This window comes from Haloplanus salinarum, assembly GCF_009762275.1.
Classification (GTDB): Archaea; Halobacteriota; Halobacteria; order Halobacteriales; family Haloferacaceae; genus Haloplanus; species Haloplanus salinarum.
Map to the genome: position 1 here is coordinate 104779 of NZ_CP034344.1, position 12152 is coordinate 116930.

Sequence of the window (12152 nt, forward strand, 5' to 3'; positions counted from 1 at the left end):
GAAAGCGATCTGAATCAGTTTCTGGTCATCGATTCGGCCGAAACCACGCATCACAGCCCCGCTAATCCCGCTGTAGTCTCAACTTCCCGCCGGCTCAGTTTTGGTATAGCGATATATGATTTATTGATGGGTGATTTGGCTTATTAGGGCTTGTAAACCCGGTAATCGGCACTTCGGGCTGATACACATTTGGTTGTGATTAGAGTGGTAATCACGACCACTTTGAAGTACCCCGCCGCCGTCGGTGAAGCACGAAACGTGGAACCGCACGATGAAGGCCTCGAACCCGGGGAAAAGCCGGCGAACACCGCCATCCTCCAGTCCGTGTCGAGCGCCTTGTCGATAAGACCTAATAGCTTCTAATACAAACCAATACTTAAGATGCCCATCTCGAAAGACGAGTTCCGCTCGATCGACGAGGACGGGCCCTCGCTCCCCGACCTCGCGCCGGACACCACACAGGGTGCGGTATATCGCTTCCTCCTTGAGCACGCAGACCAGGCGTTTCGCCAGCGGGAGATCGTCGACGCCGTCGACGTGCCCGAGGGGAGCGTCGGCCCCACGCTGAAGCGCCTTGAGGAACACGGCCTCGTCGACCACCGCGATCGGTTCTGGACGATCGCCGACGCCGAGCACGCGGTCGCGTCGGCAGGGCTTCACGGCGCCGCTACGGCCGACGACATCGACGGTGGGTTCTCCGACGACGACGTCGAGGCCTGGATGGAGACTGCCGTCGATCCCATCGAGTCGGAGACCAAGTCGGACGAGGGGTCGTGATTCCTGATGGCTGAGCGTGGAACCGTTGTCTGGGCACCCGACCCGTTCAACACGGACGCCGGGAACCCTCGCCCGTGGCTGGTCATCTCCGGCGAGCGGATGCCCTATCCCGACGAGGAGTCGATCGCCGTCGCGTTCACGACACAGTCCCACCACGCCGGCAGCTTCGCCGTGCCGAGCGAAGCGTGGGTCCGCGGGGAACCGGGCCAGCAGAGCTACGTCCTCCCCTGGACGCTCGCCACACTGAAAGACGACCTCCACGTCGTCGGCCGGCAGGGCTCGGTTACCGGGGAGTTCACTGACCAGGTAACGACGGCCACGATCTCCTACTTGGACAATTCGGAGGGTTCTGATTCCGCATGATTGACGACACCACCGGACAGGAACCCGCAGCAGGGCCGTTGCGGAGTTCCTTCGACCGCTATCTCCAAGACAAGGGTAAGGGTCGCGGCGGGGAGGGCGGGAACTACCGTCGGAACGCCGCCCGCGAACTCGATCGGTTCGCCGAGTGGGCCGCCGGCGAGCGCGGCGACGACGATTGGACCGGGATCACTCCCGAGGCCGACCGCGATCCGACCTTTGAGGACCTCGACGAGCGAGTCTTCCGCGAGTACGCTCGGCACCTCTCTGGTGACCGGGGACTCAAGCAGAACACGGTCCAGACCTACTACGCCTACATCTCGGCGTGGTGTGGCTGGTGCGTCAACGAGGGGTATCTCGAAGCACACTACGCCCAGCGGGCGAGCGCGACCGCACCGCTCCCCGACGACGACGGGCGGAAGCCGGGCGATCAGCAGGCCTGGACGCCCGAGCAGCGCCACGCGCTCACCCGGTATGTCGACGCACAGGCGCGTGAGGCCATCGAGGCATACACCACCCTTCCTGATGACGTGGACCCACTCGACAAGCAACGAGCCCGGTACGCGGCGCTGAAGGCGGCCCGCGACCGGGCGCTTGTGGTCGTCCTCGCGTACACAGCTGTCCGCGTGGGAGAACTCCTTCGTGATTCCGACGACCCGCGTCGTCGTGGCGTGCGATGGGAGGACATCGACCTCGAGGATGGAAGCATGGACGTCTATCGGAAGAAACAGCAGTGGGACGCTGCGTCCCTCCCCGATCCCGTCATCTCCCCGTTGCGGAGCTACCGGAAACTGATGGACCCGCCGACGGAACGGTGGCCTGTATTTCCGACACTCGATCAGCGGACGCTCGCAGAGCTCGTACAGGAGGAGTTAGCCGACCGGGGAGAGCCATCGGAGGCAATTGACGAGCGACGTGGGGAGTACGCTCGCGACCTCCTGCTGACGCTGGACGAGGACATCCGCCCGCCGTCGATTACGACGGATGGTGCCCGCTCGATTCTCCAACGACTCTCGACGGCCGCGGAGATTGACATCGACCATCCGAAGCACGACTATCTCGCACCACACGGCGGTCGCCGGGGGATGGGCGAGGTTCTCGTCCGGGCATTTGGATATACTGTGGCTGCCCGTTACCTCGACAACTCGGAGGAGATGGTCCGGGAGCGGTACTCGCATATCGAGGCTGGTGAGTTGGGTGATGTGGCTACTGAAGCTCTCGAAGAAATCGATAGTGTACCGCAGTAACTTATTTCGAGTGTGAGGGATAGACCGTCGTGTTCACACCGCTTTGACGGTGAACAACGAGTCGTCCTCAAGGACGACTTGTACGCGACGATGCCAGGCCTCTGCGAAGGCCTCCCGTTGCTTCTCGCTTGCGGACCCCTCTAGAATCTCCTGGAGGTTCCCGATTGCGGGTCCACCGTCAGGAACGTCGCTGACGTGGTAGGTCACTTCGACGGTCTCGTCCGTGTCGGTTCGCCGGAACCGGAACGTCGGCTCCGCCGTGTCCGGGTCGAACGCGTCGAAGACGAGGAGGTCGCGGCGGCCACCGTAGCCGCCGGCGAGCCCGCTGAATCCGTCGTCTTCGGTCGCGCCAGTGACGTACGAGATGATGCGGCTCATCACGCCGTACGCAGCATCGTCCTGCGGGCCGGCCGCCTGCATCTCGATTTCGCTCCGGACTGGATAGTCGTCGGGATACAGGGCGTCGAGCCCCAACTGGACGATCCGGTAGGCGCCCGAGGCAGTCGGACAGGAGTGTCCCGCCTCTTTCACCGCGTCTCTATAGGTGATGACGAACGGGTCGCCCGGTTTGAGGACGCCGAGGGCCTCCGCGACAGGGTCGCGAATTTCGATCGGATCGACGTCGTAGTCTATCTTCCAATTGGTTCTAGTCTGGGTCTCGGCGGTCGCAGTCGAGTTCGATGTCATGAGTGGTGGTGATGATCGTATCTAGTGGTCAGTGGCGAAGCAGTCGCATCCCGTTGAGGATGACCGCGAGGACGCTGGCCTCGTGGACCAACATTCCCGCGGCGAGGGTGACGTAGCTGGTGAGCACGCCCGCGAGCAGGACGGTCACGGTCAGCACTGCGAGCCCGACGTTCTCGAGGACGTTCCAGCGCGTCGCCTTGCTGAGTTTGACCGCGTAGGGGATGCGTTCGAGGTCGTCGGCCATCAGCGCCATGTCCGCCGTTTCGATGGCGGTGTCCGTCCCGGCGGCACCCATCGCGATGCCGACGTCGGCGGTCGCCAGCGACGGCGCGTCGTTGATGCCGTCGCCGACCATCGCGACGACGTGTCCGTCGGCTTGGTAGGCCTCGATGACGGTCTGCTTGTCCTCGGGGAGGAGTTCGGCGCGGTACTCGTCGATGCCGACCTCCTCGGCAACGGCGGCGGCCGTCCGCTCGTTGTCGCCGGTGAGCATCACCGTCTCGATGCCGACGTCCTGAAGCGCCGCGACGACGTTAGGAGCTGCCTCCCGGAGCTCGTCCCGCAGTGCGATTGCGCCGATGATGTCCCCATCGCGGATGACGTGGACGACCGTTTCGCCACGCTCCTCGCGCTCGCGGACGTAGTCGGCGATTCGACTAGGGACGTTGATGTCGCGGTCCTCCAGCAGTGCGCGGTTGCCGACAACAACTTCGGTGCCATCGGTATGGGCGATAACGCCCTTACCAGCGACCACGTCGAAATCGTCCGGATCGGGAATCGACCGGAGGCTGGCGTCCGTCTCGTCCGCCTGGGCAACCGCCGTCCCACCGTCCGTCGCAGCAATCGGGCGCTCGCGGGCTGCGTTGACGATGGCGTCGGCGAGGTGGTGTTCGCTCTTCTTCTCGGCGGTCGCCGCGAGCGTGAGGACCTCGTCATCGGCGATACCGAACCCCTCGATGTCGGCCACGGTGGTTTCGCCCTTCGTGAGGGTGCCGGTCTTGTCGAAGGCGACGAGGTCGATCTTGCCGGCGCGTTCGAGGTGTTCGCCGCCCTTCATCAGCACGCCCGATCGGGCGGCGTTGCCGATGGCCGAGACGATGCTGACTGGCGGCCCGATCACCAGCGCGCCCGGACAGCCGATGACCAACAGCGTCAACGACAGGATCGCGTTCTGCGTGACTGCATATGCGCCGATGGCCAGCACGATGACGGACGGCGTGTAGTACTTCGCGAACCGGTCGATGAGACTCTCCGTGGGCGACTGGGCCTCTTGGGCCTCCTCGACACGACGGATGATACGTTCGAGCGTCGTGTCCGAGCCCGCACCCGTCGTCCGGATTTCTAGCGCGCCCTCCTGGTTGACCGTCCCGGCGTAGACTTCGTCGCCGTGGGCCTTGTGGACGGGCGCGCTCTCGCCGGTGACCGGCGCCTGGTTGACGGCGCTTTCGCCGTCGACGACCTCGCCATCGACCGGAATCTTCCCACCCGGCTTCACGACGACGACCTCGCCCTCTTCGACCTCCCGGGCGGGAACCTCTTGGAGCTCCCCGTCGCGACGGACGGTCGCCGTGTCGGGCGTCATCTCCAGGAGCTCCTGGAGGGCCGTCCGGGTCTTCCGCATGGTCCGGCCCTCGAGGTAGCTCCCGAGGCTGAACAGGAAGACGACGGCGGCAGCCTCCCAGTACTCTCCGATGACGATGGCCCCGATAGCGGCCAGCGTCACCAGCGTCTTGATGCCGAGTGTCCGGTTCGTGACCTCGTGGTAGGCGGTCTTGGCGATGTCGTAGCCACCCACGATCGTCGCGAGGACGAGGATGGCGGCGCTTGCCATCTCGAAACTCGTGAGGTAGCCCAGACTCCAGCCACCGCCGTACAGCAGCCCGGTCGTCGCCGTGACGATGGCCTTCCGGTGTTTCCGGTAGTACTGCGTGATCGATTGTTTGTTCATTGTGTTAGGCGGGCTGGGGCGTGTACCCCTGGTTTTCGATGGTCTGTGCGAAGGCGTCGGGGTTAGCGACGCTGTCGTCGTACTCGATTTCGACGCGGCCGGTCGTGTAGTGGACTTCGACGTGCTGGACACCGTCGACGTTCGATAGGGCGCGTTCGACGGTGCTCGCACAGGTCGGGCAGTCGAAGTCGAGGACGCGGAACTGGGTTGTGTTGCTCATTACAGTTTGAGGTAGTGCCCGTACCCCAATAAGTATTTTTTAGATGATATGTCTGAATACGGAGATGGGTGATTGGAACAGTCAAACGGGTTGTCTAGGGCTTTCGGTATCGCGGACCCAGCGACCTGAGTTCTAAGCAGCGTCCCGCTAGCTTTTCCCGCCTGCTCATACTCAGTTCTCGTATGAGTAGTTCCAGCACCGACCACCGGCTTGAGGACATCGCGGTGCGAGACACGCGGGTTTCGGACGCCATCGACGAACCGATGCGGGCGATGATCCTCGATATCCTCTCTGAGGAGGCGCTGACCGCAACTGAGGTTCACGACCGTTTAGAGGACCGCGGCGTCGACCGCACGGAGAACACGGTTCGTCATCACATCAACGAGTTACGGGATGCTGGTCTCGTCGACGTCGTCCGCTTCGAGGAAGGGCGCGGTGGGACGACGAAGTACTACCACGCGAATACGATCGTCCTCTCGTACTCGCTGCCAGAGTCAGCTGATGACGCTGTTGAGGAGATGATCGAGGCCGTTCAACCCCAGATCAGGGACTCACTCGATACTCTCACAGAAGACCACGACGACGCGATAGCGGAGATCGTCGCAGATATGCAGCCGTGTGAGCACTGTCAGACCCAGAAGTACGAAACCTACGTGCTCCTGACTGTCCTCCGCCGGGCGTTCGTTCGTGCGCACCGAGATTCTTGAGCTTGCGCCCTGTACCGCTGTCAAGGCCTCACTTCACCGTGTGTTTTAGTTATCCGGCGATATCCCTCATACACAGCTGGCAATCCGAGGGGAAGTGCGAAGACTCCGAACCCGAGTATGACGTATCCGGCTACATGCCGGCGTCGCACAGCTAAAACTGTCGCGGCGACGCCGACGAACGCAATCAGATAGGCAAGATTACTCCAGAGCACGTTGTACGAGGAGCAGTACAGCCAGCAGACCACCGTGTAGGAGGGAGCGTTCCAGGTCGGCGGATGAAGCTTCGGCCAGAAAAACCGGCAGTATGTCGTCCAGCTGAGCATCGCGAGCGCCGGAAGTCCAGCAAGCCACATCGGTGTTCCGAACGGCATCCAGTCTCCGAATCGTCTATAGCCAGCGAGGAACAGCGCGGGAAAGCCGATAATCCACAGCCAGATACCGATAGTGTAGGTCACCGGCCAGTGTTCGATCCGGGGCTGTGCAATCGGTAATCGTAGAGACTCGGGCAGCGTCGCCCACGGGAACGAGGGATCGGGAACGGGATTCGTGAGGAACGCGACCAGACAGAGTCCAGTCCCGATGAGGAGCCCGTATAACCCCACCGTCGTGTATCGGTCAAGCCACGCTGGAAGTTGCGGACGGGGAGACTGTTGACGGTGGTCGGGGTAGCCGGTCATCCTTCAGCTTTGATGTCTCGTCGTAATCAGGTATCTCGTTCGAGTGCTTCGCGTCGCTGTTCGTATTCCTCCTCAGTCAGCTCCCCGCGAGCGTAGGCAAGCCGAAGCTCTTCGAGTGCCTGGTCCGAATCACTCGCAGCTCCCGTAACTGCGCGATAGATGAGGTACCCACCACCGACGAGGGCAGCGAGGAACAGCAGCTGCATCACGATGCCGACGATGAACATCCAGCCAGGCATCGTCCCGTCGCCCCACATGTGACCGCCCCACATCCCGCCCATCATCGGACCAAACCCCATCATCCCGAAGCCCATGAAGAACAACGGGACGATGAAGACGGCACCGATGATAACGAGGAGGAGCGTAACAAGTCGCGTATCGTCTGAATTTGTCGGCATATTGTGATCCCTCCCTGAGTTGGGGTTCTCAGATTATACTACGCACTAACTATTCAATGCGGTTGTGCCTTTGACCTACGTGTTCCACCCGCCACAATTCTTTTCAATACCTACTCACCACGGCTCTGACCCGAACTATCTGAAGGAAAACTGCAATAGATGATCCCTTCGAACTGATACCTATGGTAGCGACGATGATTGATGGCATCTCCGAAGCTCTACGTATCGGAGTGGGCTTCCTCTGGACGGCGGCATGGGCAATCATCATGGGCCTCACGATCACGAGCCTCGTCCAAGTCTACGTCTCCAAGGAGCGGATGGCGCAGGTCCTCGGCGATGGCGATCTGAGCGGGCTCACCAAGGCGACTGCGTTCGGCGCGGCCAGTAGTGGCTGTAGTTTCGGCGCCGTCGCCATCGGGAAGGGGTTGTTCAAGAAGGGGGCGCACGCGGTGAACTTCCTCGCGTTCATGTTCGCGTCGACGAACCTCATCGTCGAACTCGGGTTGATGATCCTGATTCTGCTCGGCTGGGAGTTCCTAGTCGCAGAGTTACTCGGCGGACTCATTCTCATCGCCGTGATGGCCGTCATCGTTCACCTCACGCTCCCGGAGAACCTCTTCGATGAGGTGCGAGAGACGCTCAACGAGCGCGATCACGAGGCGGGCGTCACCGAGGATCCAACCTGCGGGATGGAAGGCAAAGACGAGTACACGATTACGACTGACGGCGGTGAGACGCTCAAGTTCTGCTCGGAGGGGTGTATGGAGACTTACCGCCAGGAGATGTCGAGTCGCGGTGGGTGGCGTGACGAGTTGCTGTCGTGGGGTGGCTGGTACAAAGTCGGGAACCAGTACCGCAAGGAGTGGTCGATGATCTGGAAGGACGTCATCGCCGGCTTCCTCATTTCGGGGTTCGTCATCGTGTTCGTCCCCCAGTGGGTGTGGAACACCCTGTTCATCCAGGGCGACGGGCTACTTGTGACTGCCGAGAACGCGATTATGGGCGTCGCCATCGCCGTCCTGAGCTTCGTCGGCAGCATGGGCAACGTCCCGTTCGCGGTCGCGCTTTGGGGCGGTGGCATCAGTTTCGCTGGCGTCATCGCGTTCGTCTATGCCGATCTCATCACGATTCCCGTGCTGAACGTCTACCGGAAATACTACGGCTGGAAGGTGATGCTGTACATTCTCGGCGTCTTCTTCGCCACGATGGCGTTCACCGGCTTCCTCATGGAGCTGCTGTTCGACGCCCTCAACATCGTCCCTGATCTGGCGGGCGGCGAGACGGCGACCGAGCAGACGTACTTCGAGCTCAACTACACGTTCTACCTCAACCTCATTGCGTTCGCGCTTTCCGGCTTTCTCCTGTACGTGTATCGTCGCGGCCTCGGTGCGCCTGGCCAGTACCGTGATCCCGTCTGTGGGATGCGAACTGACGACAGCGAGCCATCGGCGACCCACGACGGTGAGACGTACTACTTCTGTTCGCAGACCTGTAAGGAGACGTTCGAAAAGGACCCAGATGAATTCGCCCATCAACACCCAGAGGCGGGAGCGTCTCAGGATCATGACCACCATTGAACATCGATTGGTGATATCGAATTTGTGGGGCCGCCACCCCCGTGATTGCGTTGGCCAATCAAAACTGGTACAGCAATGTCTCACGAACTCTCACATATGAGCAAGTGTCCCGGAGGATCGAGGTGGAGAAAATGAATCGACGGCGAGCCGATACCGTAGCCGGTGCCTTGGTCGCTGCCGTCCTCATAGTCGGTGGTGTGCTCACCTGGCAAGCGTACCAGCAACAGCAGGCCTTCGAGCAGATGGGCTCGATGATGGGTACGTCGATGGGTGCGGTTCACGGAACGAACCCACTCTTGTACGTTCTCGGAACGCTTCTTGTTTCGGCTGTCGTTGGTGGGGGCTATCTCGTGGTTCGGGACGAGTTCACTACCACAGAGGTAGCCGATCGCTCACAGACTGGCATGGCGAATCAAACCGATTCTGAGAGTATCGAATCGCAGGATTGGCCCGTTCAATCAGAGGGAAAAATCAATCCGGAGTCCCAGCCACAGGCTCGCGTATTGGACCTCTTGCCGGATGATGAACGCCGAATTCTCGAACCGGTCCTCTCGTCGCCCGGTATCACACAGATCGAACTCCGGGATCGCTCGGACTTTTCGAAGAGCAAGGTGAGCCAGACGGTTAGCGCCCTCGAGAAACGTGGGCTGTTGTACCGCGAGCGCCAAGGGCGAACGTACCGGATCTATCCGAGCGATGACCTGCAACAGAATCAAGCGCACTAACCACTTGGATGGCAGTCCGGGCCCGGTGGACGGTCGAAATCGACTGCCGGCTAATCGAGAAACGAGCGGAGAAGCACACCGAGACCGATGACGAGCGCCACGGATTCAGCGATATGGACTTGCGTGAGCGTCAGTTCAGTGAACTGGTAGAGAAACCCCTCGATGAGCACACCGAGCGTGATGAAGCCGAACCCGATCGTCGCGTCACGGAGGTATCGGGTTCTGTCTCTGCGGTAGGCGCGGAAGCTGATCGCAGTCGTCGCGAGCCCCATTAGGAGCAGGACGATCCGAATGCCGACCAGCGCGAGGTCCCAGTGAGTGGTCATGGGTCTTCCTCACCCTTCGCTTGCTGTGGGATTCGACCGTACAGCGAGTAGAGAATGACGAGCATCCCGACTGCGACAATGGCTGTCTGGATCGTCCCCGCGATAAAGATCGATAGGCCGATGACATCGAAGAGAACGCCCTCGATGACGGATCCGATACTGATGAACAGAAAACCGATGGCGACGTAGAGCATCGGTTCACTGCCGTACGTTCGATACCCCTTGTACGCCTGGTACGTTATCAGCAGTCCCAGGCCGACCGTGATGAGCTTCGCGATGACGAGTTCGATGTGCATGGTTTGTTCAACTCTCCCGGATGTCGCTCCAGATGCGCGAGAACCGCTGGGCGGCGTCCTCACGAACGTGGACGCTGACGTCGATGGTTCCGTTCTCGATATCGACGTCGAGGTGGTCGATGTTCGCCTCGTAGACGCTGTGATGACTCCCATCTGATTCGATCCGTGTCCGCTCGGCGAGCAGGTCGTTGGCGACCATGTCCTCGACCCGGCGATAGATGGTCGAAAGGGCGACGTCACACTCCTCGCTGAGTTCTTTTGCCGACCTGGGGTCGCGGCTCGTCGCCGCCAGAATTTGTCGGACGCGCTCCTGACCAAGTAGTTCTAAAAGCTCGTCGGAGCGGTCGTCAGTGGACACAGCTGTTCCTCGCAATACCAAGTACTTACTCGGAGGTGCTTAAATGAGGAACAGTTTTGCGTCGCGTGCAAAACAGGAACCTCCCCTATGTCCCCAGTCCTCCTATCTCGAACTGTAAGGTGACCGGTGCTATGAGCCATCAACGACTCACTCGACGGCGACTGCTCGAAGGAACCGCCGGTTTAGCTGTTGCTGGGCTAGCCGGCTGTACTGGCGCTCCGAGCGGGTCGGGGGAACAAGCAGCGGGGGGAACCCCCACTGGGGAAGGAGAACCCGGAGGAGACGATCAACCTGGCCACGGACAAGAGGCCCACGGTCACGACACGGTGAGCGAACCCAAGGCGTCCCGCGAGGTGGTGGTGAACACGGCGCGAACCGGGGGGTCGACCGAGTATCACTTCGACCCTCACGTCACCTGGGTCGAGCCCGGCGGAACGGTCACGTGGCGACTCGAGAGCGGCACGCACACCGCGACCGCGTACCACCCTGGCAACGACCAACCGCGACTCGTTCCCGAGGGGACGGACGCCTGGGACAGCGGAACGATGTCAGAGGAAGGTGAGACGTTCGAACACACCTTCGAGACCGAGGGCGTCTACCACTACCTCTGTACGCCCCACGAGCAGTTCGGGATGATGGCCACCGTCATCGTCGGGGAGCCGCACCTCGAAGACCAGCGGGCACTCCAGACGATGCCGGAGAACAAACCCGAAGAAGTGCATGGGAAACTCGAGGAACTCAACACCATGGTTCGGGAGATTATGGGTGAGGGGCACGAGGAGGAAGAGGCCCATACTGAGGACGGCCACGGGCACGAAGAAGAGACGCACACCGAAGAGGAGACCCATACCGACGACGGCCACGGGCACGAAGAAGAGACGCACACCGAAGCGTAGGAACGACGGAACTCGCGGAGGCTCGGAGCGAGACCACCCACCAACTCGGGGTGCGCTTCCCCAGCAACCCTCTAACCCGTGATACAACAGCTTCAGACGACGATTCTCGGTCGAGAGTACACGCTCGAGCTCTCGGGGACGCTGACGGGCTACTGGCTCGTCTTTCTCCGGTTGCTCGTAGGCTGGTGGTTCCTCCACGAGGGGTTGAACAAGTACGTCGCTCCGGGTCGGTTCCGGGCTGGCTGGTTTCTGGAGAAGACGGGCACGGTGGTTTCGCCCGTTCTCAACGCATTCGCAGGCGGCGCGACGGAAGCGGCTATCGAACTCGTCGTCCCAGCTGGAGAGGTGTTGATCGGTCTCGGGCTGATTCTCGGTGTCCTGACGCGAACGGCCGCGTTCTTCGGCGCGTTCATGCTCTTCTTCTTCTACTTCGGGTCCGAACACTGGCGCCGCGGGCTCGTCAACGGCGAGTTGATGGGGCTCGTCCTGTTCGTGACGATCATCGTCTTCGGTGCCGGGCGTGTCTGGGGCGTTGACGCGTACCTGGAGACGACCGATCTTGTTGGAAACTGGCCCTGGCTACGGTACCTGCTCGGCTGAGGGGATGATGGACACGACACCACCACACTCTGACTACGGCTGGCTTGACGACGCAGCGCTCGCCACCGGTCTCGGTCTCGTCCTCCTCGGGCTGGTGGTGATGGGCGTTTTCGAGACGCTCCTCGGAAGCGCTCATTTCACCGAACGCGTCCCCGGGCTCGGCGTCGTTGTCGTCCACACGTCCTTCACCCCTCGCCTCCGAGCCTACGTCATCGCGTTCGGCTTCCTCGTCCTCCTCGCGTGGGGCCTCTCCCGCCTGAGTCGTGCGATCTTCGTATCGCTGGGAACTCGTCCGTGAGGGGATAGGCGCACGGCTACAGCGGCCCCGTTGGGCAACTCCACTCGGCCCCGTC

General features: G+C 61.5%; 17 protein-coding genes. 9 read left to right on the top strand and 8 right to left on the bottom strand.

Annotated elements, in window-relative coordinates; translation table 11 throughout:
- Nucleotides 1–381 precede the first annotated feature (381 nt).
- Genes EI982_RS18590 through EI982_RS00480 form a run of 3 tightly spaced genes read left to right on the top strand, consistent with a single transcriptional unit; the run spans nt 382 to nt 2384 of the window.
- On the top strand, nt 382–777 hold the full coding sequence (locus EI982_RS18590; protein WP_233255208.1) for a helix-turn-helix domain-containing protein: 396 nt from the start codon (nt 382–384) through the stop codon (nt 775–777).
- A gap of 6 nt (nt 778–783) precedes the next feature.
- Complete coding sequence (locus tag EI982_RS00475; protein WP_233255209.1) at nt 784–1140, top strand: type II toxin-antitoxin system PemK/MazF family toxin; 357 nt, start codon at nt 784–786, stop codon at nt 1138–1140.
- Nucleotides 1137–2384, top strand: coding sequence for a site-specific integrase (locus tag EI982_RS00480; protein ID WP_157687640.1), 1248 nt, complete (start codon nt 1137–1139; stop codon nt 2382–2384). The genes EI982_RS00475 and EI982_RS00480 overlap by 4 nt, the downstream gene beginning before the upstream one ends.
- Nucleotides 2385–2417: 33 nt before the next feature.
- Here EI982_RS00480 and EI982_RS00485 read toward each other — a convergent pair whose 3' ends face one another.
- From EI982_RS00485 to EI982_RS00495, 3 genes are read right to left on the bottom strand one after another with little or no spacing between them, the layout of a single operon-like run.
- A complete protein-coding gene (locus EI982_RS00485; protein WP_157687641.1) occupies nt 2418–3071 on the bottom strand; it encodes an FmdE family protein in 654 nt (217 codons plus the stop codon).
- Between the two features lie 28 nt (nt 3072–3099).
- Nucleotides 3100–5019, bottom strand: coding sequence for a heavy metal translocating P-type ATPase (locus EI982_RS00490; RefSeq protein ID WP_157687642.1), 1920 nt, complete (start codon nt 5017–5019; stop codon nt 3100–3102).
- Between the two features lie 4 nt (nt 5020–5023).
- Complete coding sequence (locus tag EI982_RS00495) at nt 5024–5239, bottom strand: heavy-metal-associated domain-containing protein (protein ID WP_157687643.1); 216 nt, start codon at nt 5237–5239, stop codon at nt 5024–5026.
- 182 nt (nt 5240–5421) lie between these two features.
- Between EI982_RS00495 and EI982_RS00500 the strand changes: the two genes are divergently transcribed.
- Complete coding sequence (locus EI982_RS00500) at nt 5422–5946, top strand: ArsR/SmtB family transcription factor (protein WP_157687644.1); 525 nt, start codon at nt 5422–5424, stop codon at nt 5944–5946.
- Between the two features lie 20 nt (nt 5947–5966).
- Here EI982_RS00500 and EI982_RS00505 read toward each other — a convergent pair whose 3' ends face one another.
- Complete coding sequence (locus EI982_RS00505) at nt 5967–6623, bottom strand: hypothetical protein (RefSeq protein WP_157687645.1); 657 nt, start codon at nt 6621–6623, stop codon at nt 5967–5969.
- A 26-nt stretch (nt 6624–6649) separates the two neighbouring features.
- Nucleotides 6650–7021 (bottom strand): SHOCT domain-containing protein, encoded by a 372-nt coding sequence (locus tag EI982_RS00510; RefSeq protein WP_157687646.1) that lies wholly within the window; start codon nt 7019–7021, stop codon nt 6650–6652.
- A gap of 182 nt (nt 7022–7203) precedes the next feature.
- Here EI982_RS00510 and EI982_RS00515 point away from each other — a divergent pair, with 182 nt between their 5' ends.
- A complete protein-coding gene (locus tag EI982_RS00515) occupies nt 7204–8598 on the top strand; it encodes a permease (protein WP_157687647.1) in 1395 nt (464 codons plus the stop codon).
- Nucleotides 8599–8729: 131 nt separating this feature from the next.
- Nucleotides 8730–9323 (top strand): helix-turn-helix transcriptional regulator, encoded by a 594-nt coding sequence (locus tag EI982_RS00520; protein WP_157687749.1) that lies wholly within the window; start codon nt 8730–8732, stop codon nt 9321–9323.
- Nucleotides 9324–9373: 50 nt separating this feature from the next.
- On the opposite strand, the gene EI982_RS00525 is transcribed toward EI982_RS00520, so the two are convergent.
- From EI982_RS00525 to EI982_RS00535, 3 genes are read right to left on the bottom strand one after another with little or no spacing between them, the layout of a single operon-like run.
- Nucleotides 9374–9649 carry a DUF7521 family protein gene (locus EI982_RS00525; protein WP_157687648.1) on the bottom strand — a complete coding sequence of 92 codons (276 nt, stop codon included), beginning with the start codon at nt 9647–9649 and terminating at the stop codon, nt 9374–9376.
- The gene (locus EI982_RS00530) at nt 9646–9945 is read right to left on the bottom strand and encodes a DUF7521 family protein (protein WP_157687649.1); all 300 of its coding nucleotides are present in this window, start codon (nt 9943–9945) and stop codon (nt 9646–9648) included. Before EI982_RS00530 ends, EI982_RS00525 begins: the two co-directional genes overlap by 4 nt.
- 7 nt (nt 9946–9952) lie before the next feature.
- A complete protein-coding gene (locus EI982_RS00535) occupies nt 9953–10303 on the bottom strand; it encodes an ArsR/SmtB family transcription factor (protein ID WP_157687650.1) in 351 nt (116 codons plus the stop codon).
- 326 nt (nt 10304–10629) lie between these two features.
- Here EI982_RS00535 and EI982_RS00540 point away from each other — a divergent pair, with 326 nt between their 5' ends.
- From EI982_RS00540 to EI982_RS00550, 3 genes are all read left to right on the top strand, one after another.
- Entirely contained in the window at nt 10630–11199 is a 570-nt protein-coding gene (locus tag EI982_RS00540; protein ID WP_332908343.1) for a plastocyanin/azurin family copper-binding protein, read from the top strand.
- A 78-nt stretch (nt 11200–11277) separates the two neighbouring features.
- Nucleotides 11278–11799 carry a DoxX family membrane protein gene (locus tag EI982_RS00545; RefSeq protein ID WP_157687652.1) on the top strand — a complete coding sequence of 174 codons (522 nt, stop codon included), beginning with the start codon at nt 11278–11280 and terminating at the stop codon, nt 11797–11799.
- Nucleotides 11800–11806: 7 nt separating this feature from the next.
- The gene (locus tag EI982_RS00550; protein ID WP_157687653.1) at nt 11807–12097 is read left to right on the top strand and encodes a hypothetical protein; all 291 of its coding nucleotides are present in this window, start codon (nt 11807–11809) and stop codon (nt 12095–12097) included.
- The last annotated feature ends 55 nt before the right edge of the window (nt 12098–12152 follow it).